Origin of the sequence: Sphaerotilus sp., from assembly GCF_013299175.1 — a bacterium.
GTDB lineage: Bacteria > Pseudomonadota > Gammaproteobacteria > Burkholderiales > Burkholderiaceae_C > Sphaerotilus.
The window spans coordinates 1-16,899 of the sequence record NZ_JAAFKF010000051.1 but is presented as its reverse complement, the minus strand read 5'-3'; the positions used below and the strand labels follow the sequence as shown (position 1 = coordinate 16,899).

The 16,899-nt window shown below is 68.7% G+C and carries 19 protein-coding genes and 1 pseudogene; 13 read left to right on the top strand and 7 right to left on the bottom strand.

Annotation, left to right across the window (positions count from 1 at the left end; genetic code table 11):
- Positions 1-13: 13 nt before the first annotated feature.
- From QZW52_RS10545 to metF, 3 genes are all read left to right on the top strand, one after another.
- The gene (locus QZW52_RS10545; protein WP_293998320.1) at positions 14-916 is read left to right on the top strand and encodes a hypothetical protein; all 903 of its coding nucleotides are present in this window, start codon (positions 14-16) and stop codon (positions 914-916) included.
- 75 nt (positions 917-991) lie between these two features.
- Positions 992-1,777: a TlyA family RNA methyltransferase gene (locus QZW52_RS10540; RefSeq protein ID WP_434738311.1), complete on the top strand. Its 786-nt coding sequence runs from the start codon at positions 992-994 to the stop codon at positions 1,775-1,777.
- 43 nt (positions 1,778-1,820) lie between these two features.
- Positions 1,821-2,660 (top strand): methylenetetrahydrofolate reductase [NAD(P)H], encoded by an 840-nt coding sequence (metF, locus tag QZW52_RS10535; protein ID WP_293998316.1) that lies wholly within the window; start codon positions 1,821-1,823, stop codon positions 2,658-2,660.
- Positions 2,661-2,680: 20 nt separating this feature from the next.
- Here the strand turns inward: metF and QZW52_RS10530 are convergent, their stop codons facing one another.
- A complete protein-coding gene (locus QZW52_RS10530) occupies positions 2,681-3,295 on the bottom strand; it encodes a 5-formyltetrahydrofolate cyclo-ligase (RefSeq protein ID WP_293998313.1) in 615 nt (204 codons plus the stop codon).
- An 86-nt stretch (positions 3,296-3,381) separates the two neighbouring features.
- Between QZW52_RS10530 and QZW52_RS10525 the strand changes: the two genes are divergently transcribed.
- Positions 3,382-5,463 (top strand): lytic transglycosylase domain-containing protein, encoded by a 2,082-nt coding sequence (locus QZW52_RS10525; RefSeq protein ID WP_293998310.1) that lies wholly within the window; start codon positions 3,382-3,384, stop codon positions 5,461-5,463.
- Complete coding sequence (locus QZW52_RS10520; protein ID WP_293998308.1) at positions 5,460-6,452, top strand: complex I NDUFA9 subunit family protein; 993 nt, start codon at positions 5,460-5,462, stop codon at positions 6,450-6,452. Before QZW52_RS10525 ends, QZW52_RS10520 begins: the two co-directional genes overlap by 4 nt.
- Here the strand turns inward: QZW52_RS10520 and QZW52_RS10515 are convergent.
- The gene (locus QZW52_RS10515; RefSeq protein WP_293998306.1) at positions 6,433-7,062 is read right to left on the bottom strand and encodes a PEP-CTERM sorting domain-containing protein; all 630 of its coding nucleotides are present in this window, start codon (positions 7,060-7,062) and stop codon (positions 6,433-6,435) included. The genes QZW52_RS10520 and QZW52_RS10515 overlap by 20 nt on opposite strands.
- Before the next feature lie 179 nt (positions 7,063-7,241).
- Between QZW52_RS10515 and QZW52_RS10510 the strand changes: the two genes are divergently transcribed.
- The gene (locus QZW52_RS10510) at positions 7,242-8,468 is read left to right on the top strand and encodes a multifunctional CCA addition/repair protein (RefSeq protein WP_293998304.1); all 1,227 of its coding nucleotides are present in this window, start codon (positions 7,242-7,244) and stop codon (positions 8,466-8,468) included.
- Here the strand turns inward: QZW52_RS10510 and QZW52_RS10505 are convergent.
- Both QZW52_RS10505 and QZW52_RS10500 read right to left on the bottom strand, forming a co-directional pair.
- A complete protein-coding gene (locus QZW52_RS10505) occupies positions 8,465-8,656 on the bottom strand; it encodes a DUF2905 domain-containing protein (protein WP_293998301.1) in 192 nt (63 codons plus the stop codon). The genes QZW52_RS10510 and QZW52_RS10505 overlap by 4 nt on opposite strands.
- Before the next feature lie 16 nt (positions 8,657-8,672).
- Positions 8,673-9,815: a class I SAM-dependent methyltransferase gene (locus QZW52_RS10500; RefSeq protein WP_434738310.1), complete on the bottom strand. Its 1,143-nt coding sequence runs from the start codon at positions 9,813-9,815 to the stop codon at positions 8,673-8,675.
- A gap of 32 nt (positions 9,816-9,847) precedes the next feature.
- Here QZW52_RS10500 and QZW52_RS10495 point away from each other — a divergent pair, with 32 nt between their 5' ends.
- Genes QZW52_RS10495 through ttcA form a run of 3 tightly spaced genes read left to right on the top strand, consistent with a single transcriptional unit; the run spans position 9,848 to position 12,393 of the window.
- Complete coding sequence (locus QZW52_RS10495) at positions 9,848-10,219, top strand: dihydroneopterin aldolase (RefSeq protein ID WP_293998299.1); 372 nt, start codon at positions 9,848-9,850, stop codon at positions 10,217-10,219.
- Between the two features lie 8 nt (positions 10,220-10,227).
- Positions 10,228-11,364 (top strand): Rpn family recombination-promoting nuclease/putative transposase, encoded by a 1,137-nt coding sequence (locus tag QZW52_RS10490; protein WP_293998297.1) that lies wholly within the window; start codon positions 10,228-10,230, stop codon positions 11,362-11,364.
- Between the two features lie 36 nt (positions 11,365-11,400).
- Entirely contained in the window at positions 11,401-12,393 is a 993-nt protein-coding gene (gene ttcA, locus QZW52_RS10485; RefSeq protein WP_293998295.1) for a tRNA 2-thiocytidine(32) synthetase TtcA, read from the top strand.
- 180 nt (positions 12,394-12,573) lie between these two features.
- On the opposite strand, the gene QZW52_RS10480 is transcribed toward ttcA, so the two are convergent.
- The gene (locus QZW52_RS10480; RefSeq protein WP_293998292.1) at positions 12,574-12,957 is read right to left on the bottom strand and encodes a hypothetical protein; all 384 of its coding nucleotides are present in this window, start codon (positions 12,955-12,957) and stop codon (positions 12,574-12,576) included.
- 32 nt (positions 12,958-12,989) lie between these two features.
- On the opposite strand from QZW52_RS10480, the gene QZW52_RS10475 reads away from it, so the two are divergent.
- Positions 12,990-13,241, top strand: coding sequence for a hypothetical protein (locus QZW52_RS10475; RefSeq protein ID WP_293998289.1), 252 nt, complete (start codon positions 12,990-12,992; stop codon positions 13,239-13,241).
- Here QZW52_RS10475 and QZW52_RS10470 read toward each other — a convergent pair.
- Positions 13,222-14,076, bottom strand: coding sequence for a DUF6279 family lipoprotein (locus QZW52_RS10470; RefSeq protein WP_293998286.1), 855 nt, complete (start codon positions 14,074-14,076; stop codon positions 13,222-13,224). The genes QZW52_RS10475 and QZW52_RS10470 overlap by 20 nt on opposite strands.
- Positions 14,077-14,182: 106 nt before the next feature.
- On the opposite strand from QZW52_RS10470, the gene glmU reads away from it, so the two are divergent.
- Both glmU and QZW52_RS10460 read left to right on the top strand, forming a co-directional pair.
- Positions 14,183-15,574 (top strand): bifunctional UDP-N-acetylglucosamine diphosphorylase/glucosamine-1-phosphate N-acetyltransferase GlmU, encoded by a 1,392-nt coding sequence (glmU, locus tag QZW52_RS10465; RefSeq protein WP_293998283.1) that lies wholly within the window; start codon positions 14,183-14,185, stop codon positions 15,572-15,574.
- Between the two features lie 7 nt (positions 15,575-15,581).
- Positions 15,582-15,884: a hypothetical protein gene (locus QZW52_RS10460; RefSeq protein ID WP_293998280.1), complete on the top strand. Its 303-nt coding sequence runs from the start codon at positions 15,582-15,584 to the stop codon at positions 15,882-15,884.
- On the opposite strand, the gene QZW52_RS10455 is transcribed toward QZW52_RS10460, so the two are convergent.
- Positions 15,859-16,380: an Lrp/AsnC family transcriptional regulator gene (locus QZW52_RS10455; RefSeq protein WP_293998277.1), complete on the bottom strand. Its 522-nt coding sequence runs from the start codon at positions 16,378-16,380 to the stop codon at positions 15,859-15,861. The two genes, QZW52_RS10460 and QZW52_RS10455, sit on opposite strands and share 26 nt — an antisense overlap.
- A gap of 155 nt (positions 16,381-16,535) precedes the next feature.
- On the opposite strand from QZW52_RS10455, the pseudogene QZW52_RS10450 reads away from it, so the two are divergent.
- Positions 16,536-16,899, top strand: a pseudogene (locus QZW52_RS10450) (glutamine--fructose-6-phosphate transaminase (isomerizing)); the annotation flags it as partial.

Here is a 16,899-nt window from a genome sequence, read left to right as displayed (position 1 = left end):
AATCGGATAAAAAATGGGGGCAATCAAAAATAATAAGTCTGGGTTGAAGAACCCGGAGCGCCTTTACAATCGGTACAGCGGTGTGCCGGTCGTGTATGTCGAGTCTAACGACGATCAATACGTTTTCGGGGAGTGCTGGTTCAAGGAATTCAGCTCACGGCTTGAGTTCTGTCCGGTTTCCAATCGAAACGACATTGAAACGGAGACAACGGCTGGGTGTAAAGCTGTTGTTGACGCGGTTAAGGCTGAACGCTCGGCGGGGAACCCCGCATGGGGCGTTGTCGATCGCGATGCTGTCTTTAGTTATAAATATTGGCACCTTGTGCATGAAACAGATGATGTGGTATTTGACGACGCGAGGCCGTTTGGCCGACATGTCAAAGTGCTGCGCCTCTGGGAAATGGAGTCATATTTGATTGATGCTGCGTCCATTGAAAAATATCGCAGCGAACACATGATGGACGTTGCTCGACCTGTCGATGTGGTGTGGTCCGAGTTGCTGGGTGACTGTCAAGCCCTCATACCGCACGCGGCACTCAATGCGGTGCGTCACGAATTTGGTGTGGTCGGGATCAAAGATGGCGGAACGAACGGCATGTTGAATCGTGCTGACGTGGATAAAAAATTAGTCTCTGACACCTTGTGTTCGATGGAAAAGTCTAATCCAGCATGCCGGGAACGTTATCAACACTACATACGTGGTGCGGACGCCTTCGATATGCCTGATCAATCAGACCGGGTTCGCATGAGCAGGCTATTGCGGCGAGTTCATGGAAAGGCGATGCTTGCTCGGTTTGAGAGTCGCAACGGATTTAAGCGATTGAAAGGACCGCTGGCTGTTCAGATTAAGGAAGCGGGCCAAATCCCCGATGAACTGAAAGACTTCGTCAGCAATGCGGTTGCCGATAAAGCATGAGCTTCTGTGCAATGAACAACAACTTGAATAACGGAATGCGTGATGCGTATTGATAACTTGTTAGTCCAGCGGGGCATGGCCCCCACCCGTTCCGCGGCCCAGCGGCTGATCGAGCGCAAGGCCGTGCGCTGGCTCGCTCCCAAGGGCTGGCTGGTGCCGACCAAGTCCGGCGAGGACGTGCCCGAGGACGCCAAGGTCGAGATCACCGACGATGCGGAGCTGCGCTTCGTCTCGCGCGGCGGTCTGAAGCTCGAAGGCGCCATCGCCCGCTGCGGTTTCACCGTGGCGGGGCGCACCTGCCTCGACGTGGGCCAGAGCACGGGCGGCTTCACCGACCTGCTGCTGCAGCAAGGCGCGGCCAAGGTCGTCGGACTCGATGTCGGCCGCGACCAGCTCGCCGCCAAGCTGCGTGGCGACGAACGCGTGGTCCCCTACGAGGGGATCAACGCCCGTGACGTGGCCGATTCCGCCTTCGCGCAGGACTGGCCTGTCGCCAGCTTCGATGTGGTCGTCGCCGACGTGTCGTTCATCTCGCTGACGCATGTGCTGCCGACGCTGTTCGCCTACATGGCGCCGGAGGCCGACCTGCTGGTGCTGGTGAAGCCGCAGTTCGAGCTGCAGCCCGAGCACATTGGCAAGGGCGGCATCGTGCGCGACAAGGCGCTGTTCACCGAGGTGGAGACGCGTGTGCGCCAGTGCTGCCGCGACGCGGGGATGAAGGTCCACAGCTACTTCCAGAGCCCCATCACCGGCGGCAACGGCAACACCGAGTTCTTCCTCTGGGCGCGCCACCTCGACCTGGAAGCCGGCGACAAGCCGATCGCCAGACCGACGCCCAAGAAGGCCACGCCCGCCACCTGAACTTGCCTCGGCCCCAGCCCCTGTTCCTGCCCCTGGACTTGCCATGACCCAGACCGCCTCCCTCCCGCTGAGCCTGGAGTTCTTCCCGCCCAAGACGCCCGAGGGCGTGACCAAGCTGGCTGCCGTGCGCCAGGCGCTGTATGCGCTCAAGCCGCAGTTCTGCTCCGTCACCTACGGCGCGGGCGGCTCGACCCAGGACGGCACGCTGCAGACCGTGCAGGCCCTCCTCGACGAGGGGCAGGACGGCGCCTCGCACTTCACCTGCGTTGGTGCCACCAGAGAATCGGTGCGCGAGCGGCTGGCGCAGTTCAAGGCGATGGGGATGCGCCGCATCGTCGCGCTGCGGGGGGATCTGCCCAGCGGCTTCGGCCCGATGGGCGAGATCCGCCACGCCAGCGACCTCGTGGCCTTCATCCGCGCCGAGACGGGCGACCACTTCCACATCGAGGTGGCGGCTTATCCCGAGATGCACCCGCAGGCCCGCTCGCCCCAGGCCGACCTGCAGGCGTTCGAGGCCAAGGTGAAGGCGGGCGCGGACTCGGCGATCACGCAGTTCTTCTACAACGCCGACGCCTACTGGCGCTTCGTGGACGAGGTGCGGGCGCTCGGGCTGGACATCCCGGTGGTGCCAGGGATCATGCCGATCACCAATTCGAGTGGCATCCTGCGCTTCGCCGACGGCTGCGGCGCCGAGATCCCGCGCTGGGTGCGGCTGCGGCTGCAGAGCTATGGCGACGACACGGCGAGCATCAAGGCGTTCGGGCTGGATGTCGTCACGGACCTGTGCGAGCGGTTGCGGGCGCAGGGGGTGCCGTCGCTGCACTTCTACACGATGAACACCAGTGCGACGGTGCTGGAACTGGGGCGGCGGCTGGGGCTTTGAGTCACTGGGCCGGATCGGGGTCAGGCGTCCCGGTCGCGGTCCCACCCCGTGCCATCCTCGGTCAGCATCGCGTCCAGCGGCACATCGTGCGGCTCCGCCTCCAGCCACGGGATGTAGCCATGCGCGTAGCCGATGCCCGCCGTGTAGGGCATCGGGTTGAGCGACGCCAGCGTGCGGTCGTAGAACCCGCCGCCATACCCCAGACGCACGCCCCCCGGCCCGAAGCCGACGCACGGCACCAGCAGCAATTCGGGGTGGAACTCCTCCGTGTCCTTGGGCTTCAGGATCCCGTAGGCGTCCTCCTCCATCGGGCAGCCGGGGTACCAGACGTGGAAGCGCAACTGCTTGGTGAGCTTGTCGATCACCGGCAGGCCGATGCGGCGCTCGGGGTCGGACTCGCTCCAGCGGTACAGGGCCGGCAGCGCGTCGAACTCGCCCTTGATCGACCAGAACGCGCCGATCGTCTTCTCCTTGCGCGACAGCAGCCACACCATCAGCACCTCCTGCAGGTGGACCGAGCGTTGGTGGCGGTCGGACATGCCCATGCGTTCGGCCTGCAATTGCTTGCGCAGGGTCTTCTTGTCGCGGGGTGGTTCGGGCAACTGAAAGGCAGGGAAGGCGGGAGGCGTCGTCATCGGGGCGTTCCTTCAGGGAGATCGGGGGGTACCCATCCCACGATTGTGCCGCCCGCCATCCCGGACCTGCGCCCTACACTGTCGGCATGAAGCGGATTGCTGTGGTGACTGTGGGGATTGCCGCGCTGGTGGCGGGAATCGGGGGATGGGGCGAGGCCGCGGCGGCGCCGGCACGGGCGCAGGCGCCGCCGTCGGCGCAGGGCGAGCCGACCGACGCCCGCAGCCTGGACGACCGGCTGGTGCTGGCCCGCGAGGCGCTGCGCAAGCGCGACCGGGCGAAGCTGGCTGCGCACCGTGACGCGCTGGTCGCCGCCCGCCACCCGCTGGCGATGTGGGCCGACTACTGGGAGCTGAACAACCGCCTGTCCGAGTCGAACCAGGCCGAACTCGACGCCTTCTACGCCCGCTGGCCCGGCACCTACGTCGAGGACCGCCTGCGCAACGACTGGCTGCTCGAACTCGGCCGCCGCCGCGACTGGCGCAACTTCGCCACCGACTATCCGCGCTTCAAGTTCAACGACGACCGCGAGGTGAGCTGCTACGCGACGCTGCTGCGCCACCACGCCGGCGACGACGTGCGCGCCACGGCCCGCGCAAGCTGGTTCACCCAGCGCGACGGCGACGACGGCTGCACCCTGCTCGTGACCACGCTCTACGCCGCGCGCCAGTTCAGCGCCGGCGATGTCTGGCTCAAGGCCCGCGAAGCCGCCGAGGCCAAGCGCCTGAACGCCGCGAAACAGGCGCTGACCCTGCTGGGCGAGGATGCCGGTGCGCCGCTCACCGAACTGTTCGAGCAGCCGCAGCGTGCCCTCGGCCGCCGCATCGACGCCAGCAGCCGGCAAGGCACCGAGTACGCCGTCATGGCGCTGGCCCGGCTCGCCGCCAACGATCCGGTGGCCGCCGCCGCCGAGCTGCAGGACCGCTGGCAGACCCAGTTGCCCCCCGACGCCGCCGCCTGGGCCTGGGCGTCCGTGGCCCGGCAGGCTGCCATGAAGCTCATGCCCGAGGCGGACGCCTGGTTCCAGCGCGCCAGCACCCTGGCCGCCACGGCAGGGCGCGAACGGGAACGCGAGCGCGACCTCGACTGGAACGACGACACGCTGGCCTGGCGGGTGCGCTCGGCCTTGCGGGCCGCCGATCCGGGCCGCTGGCAGCGCGTGCTGGACGCCATCGCCGCCATGGGCACGACCGCGCAGGCCGACCCGACCTGGGTGTACTGGAAGGCCCGCGCCGTCCACGCCACCGCCAGATCCGGTCCCGACGGCGATGCCCAGCGCACGGCGGCCAGCGTGCTCTTCGAGCGCATCGCCGGCCAGCTCAATTTCTACGGCAAGCTCGCCGCAGAGGAACTCGGCCGCCCGCAGGCATTGCCGGGCCGCCCCGCCGCCATCACCCCCGAAGAGCGTGTCCAGGCCCACCGCCAGCCCGGCCTGACCCGTGCGCTGGCGCTGATCGGACTGGGCTTGCGCAGCGAGGGCGTGCGCGAGTGGAACTTCTCGATCCGCGAGCTGAACGACCGCCAGTTGCTCGCCGCCGCCCAGCGCGCCTGCGACAACGAGGTCTGGGACCGCTGCATCAGCACCAGCGAGCGCACCCGGCAGGAGATCGACCTGACGCAACGCTTCCCGACGCCGTACCGTGCCGATGTGCTCGCCGCGGCGCAGGACGTGGGGCTGGACCCGGCGTATGTCTACGGCCTGATCCGCCAGGAGTCGCGCTTCGTCACCGATGCGCGTTCGGGCGTGGGGGCCTCGGGGCTGATGCAGGTGATGCCGGCCACGGCGCGCTGGACCGCCAAGCGGCTGGGCATTCCCTACACCGCCGAGTCCATCACGGACAAGGCCACCAACCTCAAGCTCGGCGCGGGCTACCTCAAGCTGGTGCTCGACGACTTCGGTGGCTCGCAGGCGATGGCTGCCGCCGGCTACAACGCCGGCCCGAACCGCCCCCGGCGCTGGCGTGAAGGTCCGGTGATGGAGGTGGCGGCCTGGGCCGAGAACATCCCCTTCCACGAGACGCGCGACTACGTGAAGAAGGTGCTGTCCAACGCGAGCTACTACGCGGCCGTGCTGGGTGGCAAGCCGGTGGTGGACCTGAAGAGCCGGCTGTCGCCCCTGGTCGGGCCCCGCACCGCCGACGCCCCACCCGAGAACCGGCAACTTCCATGACGACCGATTTCCTGTCTCCGAGGCCCTTGCGCCGACTCCTGGTCCTGGGTGGCACTGGCTTTGTCGGCCGCGCCTTCGTGGCCCGCTGGCTCGCCACGGCCGGCAGCGGCGCGACGCTGTGCATCCCGACCCGCCGCCGCGTGCGCGGCCACGCACTGGCGATGCTGCCCAACGTGGAGCTGGTCGAAGCGGATGTCCACGATCCCGCCCGGCTCGACGCGCTGCTGCCGGGTGTGGACGCCGTGGTGAACCTGGTGGCGATCCTGCACGGCAGCCCCGCGCAGTTCGAGCGCACCCACGTCACCCTGCCGCAGCAACTCGCCGCCGCTTGCCAGCGCGCGGGGGTGCGGCGGCTGGTGCAGGTCAGTGCGCTGGGCGTGCCGGACGGCGATCCTGCGGCGGCGCCGTCGCACTACCTGCGCAGCAAGGCGCGGGGCGAGCGGGTGTTGCGGGCTGCGCCGGAGCTGGACCTGACCGTGCTCCGGCCCAGCGTCATCTTCGGCGCCGAGGACCGCTTCATCCGGCTCTTCGCGCAACTGCAGGCGCTCGTGCCGGTGATGGCACTGGCAGGCGCGCAGGCACGCTTCCAGCCGGTGTGGGTCGAGGACGTGGCGCGGGCGCTGGTGCGGTGTCTGCAGGACCGGAGCACGGTCGGTCAGACCATCGAGTGCGCGGGTCCGGAGGTGCTGACGCTGGCGGAGCTGGTGCGGCTGGCAGGACGCTGGAGCGGCCATGTGCGGCCGGTGTTGCCGCTGCCGGACTGGGCGGGGCGGCTGCAGGCGCGTGCGCTCGGGCTGTTGCCGGGCGAGCCGCTGATGTCCTGCGACAACCTCGACTCGATGGGCGTGCCCAATGTCGCCACCGGGCGGCATCCAGGGCTGGCGGCGCTGGACATGGTGCCGGCGGCGATCGCGGTGGTGATGCAGCCTGTGCTGTCACCCGGCCGCACCGCCGAGGACCGGCGCCGTCTCAGCGGCGGCGGCGACTGACCAGACCGAGCAGGCCCAGACCCGCCAGCAGCATGGCCACCGATTCTGGTTCCGGCACCGCGGCTGCTGCGACCATGGTTTGCGGGTTGCTCACCACCAGGTTGTAGGTCCAGCCCGAGTTGCCGCCACCGTCGAAGTCGTTCCAGCCGAGCCGGTAGCCGGACACGGCGGCGTAGTAGGTGCCGGGCAGGAGCTGGTAGGTGAACGACAGGCTCGTGCTCTGCGTGCTGTTGTTGTCGAAGGCACTGGCCAGCAGGACATTGTCGGGCTGCGTGCTGTCGTACAGCCCGAGCACGGGCATGGCGCCGGCGGTGGGCGTCTCGATCGTGAGCGTGGCCGACAGTGCCGTGCCGACATCGAAGCGGAAGAAGTCGGCCGAGCCGCCGCCGCCGTTGTTGGTCACGCCCGCCTCGGCGCGCCGTGCGCCCGAAATGAACAGAAAGCCGCCCGGCGACAGCGTGCCCGCCATCTCGGCCATCGAGGGCGCGTCATTGGCGATGCCCGTGCTTTGCTCTTGCTCGATGTAGGCGTGTGCCTGGAGTGCGCCCGTGAACAGCAGCACCCCCAGCCCGAGGCGTGCAGCGAAAGAACGTGGTGAAGATGACGGCATGAAAGGACTCCCTGTAGACGTGTGCGTGGTGCAGTTGCAAAAATGGACAATTGGTACGCATCAGTGCCAGGGCATGATTGAACCACTCTGTCACGGTGCGTAGCCATCCCCGGCTCGCGGGTGGCGCCTTTGCGCAATCGGGCACACCGATGGTCTTGACTTTGGAGGCACGCACTTTCATGCAATGTTTTCTGGTGGGCGGCGCCGTCCGCGATCGATTGCTGGGCCGATCCGCTGGCGATCGGGACTGGGTGGTGATCGGGGCGACCCCTGAACAGATGGGGGCGGCAGGGTATCTGCCGGTCGGGCGCGACTTCCCCGTCTTCCTGCACCCCCGGACGCGGGAGGAATACGCCCTGGCCCGGATCGAGCGCAAGACCGCGCCGGGCTACCACGGCTTCGCTTTCCGTGCCGACCCGACCGTGACGCTCGAAGAAGACCTTGCACGGCGCGATCTGACACTCAATGCCATGGCGATGGACGACGCGGGCACCGTGATCGACCCCTGCGGCGGGCAACAGGATCTGCACGACCGGGTGTTGCGCCACGTCGGGCCGGCGTTCGCCGAAGACCCGGTGCGCATCCTGCGGCTGGGGCGTTTCCTGGCGCGCTTCACCGACTTCACCGTGGCGCCCGAGACGCTGGCGCTGTGCCGCGCGATGGTGGCGGCGGGCGAGGTCGATGCGCTGGTGTCGGAGCGGGTCTGGCAGGAACTCGCGCGTGGGTTGATGGAAGCGGCGCCATCGCGGATGTTCCTGTTCCTGCGCGAGTGCGGTGCGCTGGCGCGGCTGCTGCCGGAGGTGGACGCGCTGTTCGGCGTGCCGCAGCGGGCCGAGTACCACCCGGAGATCGACACCGGCGTCCACCTGATGATGGTGCTCGACATGGCGGCGCGGCTGGAGACGGCGCTGCCCGTGCGCTTCGCCTGTCTGGCGCACGACCTGGGCAAGGCGACGACGCCGGCCGACGTGCTGCCGCGCCACATCGGCCACGAGGCGCGCAGCGTGGCCTTGCTCGGGCCGCTGGCGGAGCGGCTGCGCGTGCCGGTGGAATGCAGGGAGCTGGCCGAGGTGGTGGCCCGCGAGCACGGCAACGTCCACCGCAGCACCACGCTGGACGCAGCGGCGCTGGTGCGGCTGATGGACCGCTGCGATGCGTGGCGGCGCGCCGAGCGGTTCGCGCAGATGCTGCAGGCGTGCGAGTGCGACGCGCGCGGCCGGCTGGGCTTCGAGGAGCAGGTCTACGCGCCGGCGCCGCGCCTGCGGGCCGCGCTGGTGGCGGCGCAGCAGGTCAGCTCTGCCGAGGTCAGCGCCCGCGCGATCCGCCGTGGGCTGAAAGGCCCCGACATCGGCCGGGCGCTGCACCAGGCGCGGGTCGCGGCGGTCGCCGCAGCGGTGTCGTCCTAAAGCCAGCGCGCCAGCGCCAGCCCGATCAGCGTCAGCAGCACGCTCGATCCGAACGGAAAGTGCCAGCGCCGCGCCCCGATCTTCACGCTGAAATCGCCGGGGATGCGGCCGAGTCCGATTTTCTCCAGCCAGCCGTGCAGGCCGTTGAAGACAAGGCACGACAGCGTGAAGACGATGAGCCAACGCATGGGAAACCCGTGCCGGTCAGAGCGTGTGGCTGCGGTCGCCGGCGCTGAAGCCGATCGCCTCGAACGTGTGGGCCTCGGTGACGAAGCCGATCACCTTGAACAGCTCGCCCATCTCGTGTTCGGTGACGAGCTTCTGTGCCATCGCCCGGCCGCGCAGGTCGGCGGTTTCCAGGTCGGCCAGCAGGCCGCAGTTGAACAGGAAGCGCGCCTGCGAGGTGTAGCCCAGCACCTCCAGTCCGGCGTCCTGCCCCGCCAGCGCGATGGCCGTGAAATCAACATGCGCGGTCAGGTCTTTCAAGCCGATGTCGTGCAGCGGATCGGCATCGGCCTTGTGGCCGCGGTGGCACATCAGGGTGCCGCCGGTGCGCTGCGGGTGGTAGAACTCGTGCTCCGGAAAGCCGTAGTCGATGAAAAACGCGGCACCGCGTGTCAGGCCCTCTGCCAGTGTGGCAAGGAAGGCGCTGGCCTGGCGCGGCAGTTCGGTCACGGTGCCGGGGACAAAGCCGAGGTCCACGGGCGGGCGCAGGTCGGTCGGCCGGTCCGCCCAGACGAACTGCGGCGTTCCGCCCGCCTCGTCGAGCGCCACGCCGCGCTCCTGCCACTGCACGCCGTCCCAGGCGACGAGCACCACCGGCATCGCGTCCAGCACCTCGTTGCCGACGACCACGCCCTCGACTGTGGCGGGCAGTGCGTCGATCCAGCGCACCTTGTCGGCGAGCTGCGGCACTTCCTTGACCAGTCGCTGGCGCTGGCGCGCGCGCAGGGTGCCGGAGAGATCGACGATGGTGTAGCGATCGACCGTGGCACCGAGTTCTGCCAGCGTCTGCAGCAATTGACAGGCCAGCGCGCCCGAGCCGGCGCCGAATTCCCAGACTTCGCGTGTGCCGGTGGCCGCCAGCGCCTGCGCAATCTGGCGGGCCAGCGCACGGCCGAACAGCGGCGAGAGTTCCGGCGCGGTGATGAAGTCGCTGCCGGACGAGGGCAGGGCGCCGAATTGCCGGTCGCCGCCGCTGTAGTAGCCCAGGCCGGGCTGGTAGAGCGCCAGCGCCATGAACCGCTCGAAGCCGATCCAGCCGCCGCAGCGGCGGATCTCGGCGGCGATGAGGGCGGGCAGCGGGTCGCTGGCTACACTGGGGATCGAGGCGGTGGCGGTGTTCACCGGCCGATTGTAGAAAGGTAGCCAGTTCCCCCATGTCCACCACCCGCGGCACCCAGATCCTGACCCTCACCGGCCTGCGCTTCGACGCCAGCCTCGGCATCCTCGACCACGAGAAAACCGCCCCGCAGCCCATCGCCGTGGACGCGGAACTCAACCTCGGCACCCAGCTCCTCACCCCGCCGGACGACGACCTGTTCCACGTCCTCGACTACCGCCGCGTGCGGACGATCATCATCGACGAGTGCCGCGCCCAGCACGTCAACCTGCTGGAGAGCCTGATCGGCAAGGTCGCGGCGCGGCTGATGGACCTGCCGGGCGTGCTCGGCGTGCGGGTCCGCATCGCCAAGCTGGAGATCTTCGACGACTGCGAAGTGGCGATCCGGGTCGAGACGGGGCAGTGGTGAGCGTGGTGATGAGTCCGCACGACAACGCCTACAAGCATGTGTTCTCGCATCCGCGGGCGGTGGCCGATCTGCTGCGCGGCTTCGTGCGCGAGGACTGGGTGGCACAGCTCGACTACACGACGCTGGAGAAGGTCAGCGGCAGTTATGTGACGGATGACCTGCGCGACCGCGAGGACGACATCATCTGGCGCATCCGCATGGCGCGTGATCCGGGTGCCGATGCCAGTGCCGGGCAGGCGGCGCAGGGCGAGTGGGTCTACGTCTACCTGCTGCTGGAATTCCAGAGCAGCAACGATCCGTACATGGCCGTGCGGATCCTCACCTACGTGGGGCTGCTGTACCAGGATCTCATCAAGAGCGGCCGGGTGACGGGTGGGCGCCTGCCGGCCGTGTTCCCGCTGGTGCTCTACAACGGCATGCGCCCCTGGACCGCCGAACGGCAGGTGGCCGACCTCATCGAGCCGGTGCCCGCCAGCCTGAGCGCCTACCGGCCGAGTCTGCGCTACTTCCTCATGGACGAAGGCCGCCTGCCGCAGACCAGCCTGGCGCAGCCGGACAATGCCGTGGCCAGCATGGTGGAGCTGGAGCGCAGTGGCAGCCCGGCCGAAATCTCGCAGGTCGTCGGGCGGCTGGTCGAGAAGCTCGCCGCACCGCAGAATCGGGAACTTCGGCGGGCGCTGGCGGTCTGGATCAGGCGGCTCGTGCTGCGCCGGTTCGCCCCGGAAGGCGATGTGCCCGAATTGCAGGATCTACCGGAGACCCATCACATGATCAGCGAGCGCGTGGACAGTTGGACGCAGGAATGGCTGCGGCAAGGGATGCAGGAAGGTCTGCAGAAGGGCCTTCTGCAAGGCATCGAACAAGGGCTGCAGCGAGGGATGCAGCAAGGCATCGAGCAGGGTCTGCAGCAAGGGATGCAGCAAGGGATGCAGCAAGGAATGCAGCAAGGAATGCAGAAGGGCAAGCAGCAGGGTGTGCGTGATGGCCAGGCCATGGTGCTGCGTGACCTGCTGGAGCAACGCTTCGGCGATCTGCCGCCGGAGCTGATCGCGCGCATCGAGCAGGCCGGACTCGACCAGTTGCGCGACTGGTTCCCCCGCATCCTCACCGCGCCGACGCTGGCCGCCGTGTTCATCGGGCAGTGAGCGGCGCGCGCCGGGATGGCACGACAATGCGGTCCCATGCAGACCCCAGACACCCTCCCACCGAGTTCCGGCGTGGCCCGGCCCGCTGACCCCGACACACGCCGCGCCGCCCACGAGACCAACAAGCTCTCCAAGCGCCTGCACCGCCTCGTCGGTCAGGCGATCACCGACTACGCCATGATCGAGGACGGCGACCGCGTCATGGTCTGCCTCTCGGGGGGCAAGGACAGTTACGGCCTGCTCGACATCCTGCTCAACCTGCAGCAGCGCGCCCCGATCAAGTTCTCGGTCATCGCCGTCAACCTCGACCAGAAGCAGCCCGGCTTCCCCGCGCACATCCTGCCCGAGTACCTGACGAGCCGCGGCGTCGAGTTCCACATCGAGACCCAGGACACCTACTCCGTCGTCAAGCGCCTGATTCCCGAGGGCGCCACGATGTGCAGCCTGTGTTCGCGGCTGCGGCGCGGCATCCTGTACCGCGTGGCCGACGAGCTGGGCGCCACCAAGATCGCGCTCGGTCACCACCGCGACGACTTCCTCGGCACCGTGTTCCTGAACATGTTCTTCGGCGGCAAGCTCAAGGGCATGCCCCCGAAGCTGGTCAGCGACAACGGCCGCCACACCGTGATCCGCCCGCTGGCCTACGTGCCCGAGACCGATCTCGAACGCTGGGCCGAACACCGCGAGTTCCCCATCATCCCCTGTACGCTGTGCGGCTCCCAGGAGAACCTGCAGCGCGTGCAGATCAAGCGCATGCTCCGCGAATGGGACAAGCAGCACCCGGGCCGCATCGACAACATGCACCGCGCCTTCGCCCACGTCGTGCCCTCGCACCTGATGGACCGGGCGCTGTTCCCCTTCGAGACGATCCGCCCGACGGGGGAGGTCAACCCGCAGGGCGACAAGGCGTTTGACGAGGACGACGGCGAGTCTTGCGCCACGCCGACGGTGGCTGCCGGACTGCCTGCCGAAGCCAGCATTTCACTGACCGCGCTGCGCCGCTCCGCGATGGAGTCCAGCGGCACCTGAACCCGGAGAGACTGCGATGTCCAAGCGATCCCTGCCTTCCGAACCCCGCCGCCGTGGTGTGCTGGGACTGCTGGCCGCGCCGGCGGTGCTGCTGCTGTTGCCGGGGTGCGCGGCCTTCAAGCAGATCGGGATCGACGTGACCACCTTCGGCAACTGGCCGGAGCGCCGCCCCGCCGGGCGCTATGCCTTCGACCGGCTGCCGTCGCAGAACCCCGCCAGCCCCGAGCAGATGCAGCTCGAAGCCGCCGCCGCCCAGGCGCTGCAGCAGGCCGGCTTCACCGCGGTGGACACCCCGGCGCGGGCAGAGGTGCTGGTGCAGCTCGGCTGGAGCCGCTCGCGCGTGCTCAGTCCGTTCGCGGATTCCGGCCCATGGGGGACGCGCGCGCCGCTGGACCCGCCGCCGCCCGATCGCCGCGCCCACGCTTCGGTTGGCGTGGGCGTTGGCGTGGGTGTCGGGGTGGGTGTCGGGGTGGGTTTCGGTGGGCGCCGCAGCGGCTTCGGCATCGGCGGCACGTTCGGCGAGCCGGCCACCCACGAGCGCCAGCAGGTGCAACTGCTGTTCATCGACCGCGCCAGCCGCGACAGTGGGTGTCGGGGTGGGTTTCGGTGGGCGCCGCAGCGGCTTCGGCATCGGCGGCACGTTCGGCGAGCCGGCCACCCACGAGCGCCAGCAGGTGCAACTGCTGTTCATCGACCGCGCCAGCCGCGACAAGCTGGTCGAGATCCGCGCGCAGCACGAAGCCCGCTACTCCAGCGCCGACTTCCTGCCGCTGCTGTTCGACGCCGGCCTGAGCGGCTTCCCCGATCTGAAGGCCGGCACGCGCCACGTCACCGTGCAGTTGCCATAGCACTGGCGGCGTTGCGCAGGTCCGCGGCCCAGCCTTGCAGACGGGTGGCGGCGTGCTGGCGCTGCTCGGGGCTGGTGCGGTTGTGCAGGTCGGCCGCCAGTTCGCACTGGAAGCGAAAAAGCTGCTCGCGGTACTGGCGCGCCGCCTCGTCGTCCGGCTGCACGGTGCGCCCCACCCAGGCCCGCAGCACGCCCGCCCGCTGCGCCTTGTCCTGTCCCGGCTGGACGGCGGCCTTCAGCGTGGTGAGCAGGTCGAGCTGCTGGCGCTGGCGCTCCTGCTGCCAGCGGTGCGGATCCCAGGGCGAGCTGCGCAGGCGTTCAGCGATGAAGCGGCGCTGGGCGCTGTCGATGCGGCCGTAGAGCGTGTCGGCGCGGTCGATGATGCGGTCGGTCGAGGCGCGGTGGCGCTGGTCGTTGTCGCCGCGCAGGTAGGTGTCGCGCCACTCGCGGTTGCTGGCGTCGAGCTTGGTCTGGAGGTGGCGGAGCTGCCTCTCGTCGAGGCTGCCAACCGTTTCCAGCAGCGGCTCGACCAGCGCCTGCAGGTAGGTTTCCTGGCGGCCCTGGACCGTTTTCCACCAGCGACAGGCTTGCGCGGGCGTGGCGTCGGCGGGGGCTTCCTGGGCCGCCTGGTCGAGCAGAACGAGGTCGTCGGGGAGCTGGCGGGTGCGGTGCCAGGTCTGCCACTGGGCGAGTGCCAGGCGGGCCTGTGGCGCCTGCGCAGCACTGAAATCGAGGTAGTGGTCGATCCACCAGTAGGCCAGCGTGTCGGCCTGGCTGTAGCCGATGCGCAGCGTGCTGCAGGCGGCCAGCAGCGTCAAAACCGACAAAAGCGACACGATCCGCCCCCATCTCTTAAGCTGCCCCGGTCGTTGTCCTGTCACACCGGTCCCGATAATCACGGGTTCCAGAACATTCCGAACACGCTGTAGAGAGGATCCGTGCATGTTGCTCGACGTTGTGATCATGGCCGCTGGCAAGGGTACACGGATGAAGTCCGCCCGCCCCAAGGTGCTGCACCCGCTGGCCGGGCGCCCCTTATTGCAGCACGTCTTGCAGATGGGCGTCGGTCTCGGGGCCGATCGCCTGATCACCATCACCGGCCACGGCGCCGAGCAGGTGGAACAGGCCATGCGCCACGCGCTGCCCGACGCGCCGCTGGCCTTCGTGCGCCAGGAGCCGCAACTCGGCACCGGCCACGCCGTGCAGCAGGCCGTGCCCGAGCTGCCCGACGCCGGCACCACCCTGATCCTCAATGGCGATGTGCCGCTGATCCGCGCCGCCACCGCGCAGGCACTGATCGACGCTTGCGCAGGCGAGAAGCTGGTGCTGCTGACCGTCGCGCTGGACGACCCGACCGGCTATGGCCGCATCGTGCGCGAAGGCGACCAGGTCCGCGCCATCGTCGAACACAAGGACGCCACGCCCGCGCAGCGCGCCATCCGCGAGGGCTACACCGGCATGATGGCCGCGCCCACCGCCCACCTCAAACGCTGGCTCGCCAACCTGAACAACGACAACGCGCAGAAGGAGTTCTACCTGACCGACATCGTCGCCATGGCCGTGGCCGACGGGGTGCCGGTGGTGGCGACGCTGGCGTCGAGCGAGACCGAGGTGCTCGGCGTCAACAGCCCGCTGCAGCTCGCGCAACTGGAGCGCCGCTTCCAGGCGCAGCAGGCCGAGGTGCTGCTTGAAGCCGGGGTGCGGCTGATGGACCCGGCGCGTTTCGACCTGCGCGGCACGCTCGCCTGCGGACGCGACGTGGCCATCGACGTGAACTGTGTCTTCGAGGGTGCGGTGACGCTGGGCGACGACGTGACCATCGGCGCCAACTGCTGCATCCGCAACGCCACCATCGGCGCCGGCACGGTGCTGCAGCCCTTCACGCACATCGACGGCGAGGCGCTGGGCGTCACCATCGGCGCCGGCGCCCAGATCGGCCCGTTCGCCCGCCTGCGCCCCGGCGCGAAGCTGGGCGACGAGGTCCACATCGGCAACTTCGTCGAGGTCAAGAACTCGACCCTGGCCCGCGGCGCCAAGGCCAACCACCTGGCCTACCTGGGCGACGCGGTGGTGGGCGAGCGCGTCAACTACGGCGCCGGCAGCATCACCGCCAACTACGACGGCGCCAACAAGCACCGCACCACCATCGAGTCCGATGTCCACATCGGCTCCAACTGCGTGCTGGTCGCGCCGGTCACGGTCGGGGCAGGCGCCACGGTCGGGGCTGGCTCGACCATCAGCAAGGATGTGGCCGCTGGTCAGCTCGCGGTCGCCCGTGGCCGCCAGACCAGCCTCAGCGGCTGGACGCGGCCGGTCAAGGCGCCCAAGCCGTGAGCCATCCGTGAGCGGCGGCCTGCCGATCGAGCCGACGCACTACCAGCGCCTCGGCTTGCCCGAGGACTGCACCGACACCGAGCTGCAGATCGCCTGGATGCGGATCGAGCCGACCCTGCCGCCGCCGCTGACGCTGCTCGAACGCCGTGACTTGCCGGCCGACCGCACCGACGCGCGCCGGGCCGAGGACCGCCGCCTCGCCCGCGCCGTGCTCGGCGATCCGGCGCGGCGGGCGGTCTACGACGCGTGGCTCGCCCGTGAGCGGGCCGTGCCGCCGTCCTGGATCAACCGGCTGCTGCGCCGGGGCTGAGGGGTCCGGTGGCGGGTTGGGGCAGGGCGATCTGCAGCCCGCATTTCGCCCGGTGGACGCTGAAGAAACACCGCACATTGCGCACGTTGGCGTCGCTGGTGAACAGCCGCTGTGCCAGTGCCTGGTACGCCGGCATGTCCGCCACCTGCGCGATCAGCACGAAGTCCGGCCCGCCCTGGGTGCGGTAGCACTGCTGCACGGCCACATCCGCTACAGCGCGTGCCTCGAATGCCGACAACCTCTCGACCGACTGCGTGTCCAGCGTCACCTCGGCGATGGCCGTCAGCCCGTGGCCCAGCGCCTCGGGGGACAGCACGGCGACCGTGCGTTCGATCACGCCGGCATCGGCCATGCGCTTGATGCGGCGCAGCGCGGTGGCAGCCGAAACGTGGACCGCGTCAGCCAGCGCCTGGTTCGAGCGCGCGGCGTCGCGCTGCAGCTCGTCCAGAAGGCGCAGATCGATCGCGTCCAGGGACATTGCTTCGCGGGGGTTCATGCAATAAATCTCCGAATAAGTTAATTGAATAGCGATTCATTGCAATATTAATGCATGACGAAGTAATTCGTCTAAAACGATAATTTTTTGCTCATTCATTGCGCGACAAGATCGCTACGATCGGCGCCTGTCTTCATTCACCAGGGAAGTCCACCATGTGCGGAATCGTCGGCGCCGTCAGCCAGCGCAACATCGTCCCCATCCTGCTCCAGGGCCTGCAGCGCCTCGAATACCGCGGCTATGACTCCTGCGGTGTGGCGGTCCACCAAGGCGGACAACTGCGCCGCTCGCGCAGCACGTCGCGCGTGGCCGAGCTGGACGCACAGGTGCTGCAGGACGGCATCGAAGGCTTCGTCGGCATCGCCCACACCCGCTGGGCCACCCACGGCGCCCCGGCTGTCCACAACGCCCACCCGCACTTCAGCCACGGCACCGGCCAGGACGCCAAGAGCGCCAAGGCCGGCCGCATCGCGCTGGTCCACAACGGCATCATCGAGAACCACGACGAACTGCGCGCCG

What these genes read in the sequence shown, in the direction of transcription:
- QZW52_RS10520 (WP_293998308.1), top strand. Translation starts at nt 5,460, where the DNA reads ATGACGACCGATTTCCTGTCTCCGAGGCCCTTGCGCCGACTCCTGGTC.
- QZW52_RS10525 (WP_293998310.1), top strand. Translation starts at nt 3,382, where the DNA reads ATGAAGCGGATTGCTGTGGTGACTGTGGGGATTGCCGCGCTGGTGGCG.
- QZW52_RS10545 (WP_293998320.1), top strand. Translation starts at nt 14, where the DNA reads ATGGGGGCAATCAAAAATAATAAGTCTGGGTTGAAGAACCCGGAGCGC.
- QZW52_RS10480 (WP_293998292.1), bottom strand. Translation starts at nt 12,957, where the DNA reads ATGAACAGCAGTTGCACCTGCTGGCGCTCGTGGGTGGCCGGCTCGCCG.
- QZW52_RS10515 (WP_293998306.1), bottom strand. Translation starts at nt 7,062, where the DNA reads ATGCCGTCATCTTCACCACGTTCTTTCGCTGCACGCCTCGGGCTGGGG.
- QZW52_RS10495 (WP_293998299.1), top strand. Translation starts at nt 9,848, where the DNA reads ATGTCCACCACCCGCGGCACCCAGATCCTGACCCTCACCGGCCTGCGC.
- ttcA (WP_293998295.1), top strand. Translation starts at nt 11,401, where the DNA reads ATGCAGACCCCAGACACCCTCCCACCGAGTTCCGGCGTGGCCCGGCCC.
- QZW52_RS10505 (WP_293998301.1), bottom strand. Translation starts at nt 8,656, where the DNA reads ATGCGTTGGCTCATCGTCTTCACGCTGTCGTGCCTTGTCTTCAACGGC.
- QZW52_RS10530 (WP_293998313.1), bottom strand. Translation starts at nt 3,295, where the DNA reads ATGACGACGCCTCCCGCCTTCCCTGCCTTTCAGTTGCCCGAACCACCC.
- metF (WP_293998316.1), top strand. Translation starts at nt 1,821, where the DNA reads ATGACCCAGACCGCCTCCCTCCCGCTGAGCCTGGAGTTCTTCCCGCCC.
- glmU (WP_293998283.1), top strand. Translation starts at nt 14,183, where the DNA reads ATGTTGCTCGACGTTGTGATCATGGCCGCTGGCAAGGGTACACGGATG.
- QZW52_RS10540 (WP_434738311.1), top strand. Translation starts at nt 992, where the DNA reads ATGGCCCCCACCCGTTCCGCGGCCCAGCGGCTGATCGAGCGCAAGGCC.
- QZW52_RS10490 (WP_293998297.1), top strand. Translation starts at nt 10,228, where the DNA reads ATGAGTCCGCACGACAACGCCTACAAGCATGTGTTCTCGCATCCGCGG.
- QZW52_RS10510 (WP_293998304.1), top strand. Translation starts at nt 7,242, where the DNA reads ATGCAATGTTTTCTGGTGGGCGGCGCCGTCCGCGATCGATTGCTGGGC.
- QZW52_RS10455 (WP_293998277.1), bottom strand. Translation starts at nt 16,380, where the DNA reads ATGAACCCCCGCGAAGCAATGTCCCTGGACGCGATCGATCTGCGCCTT.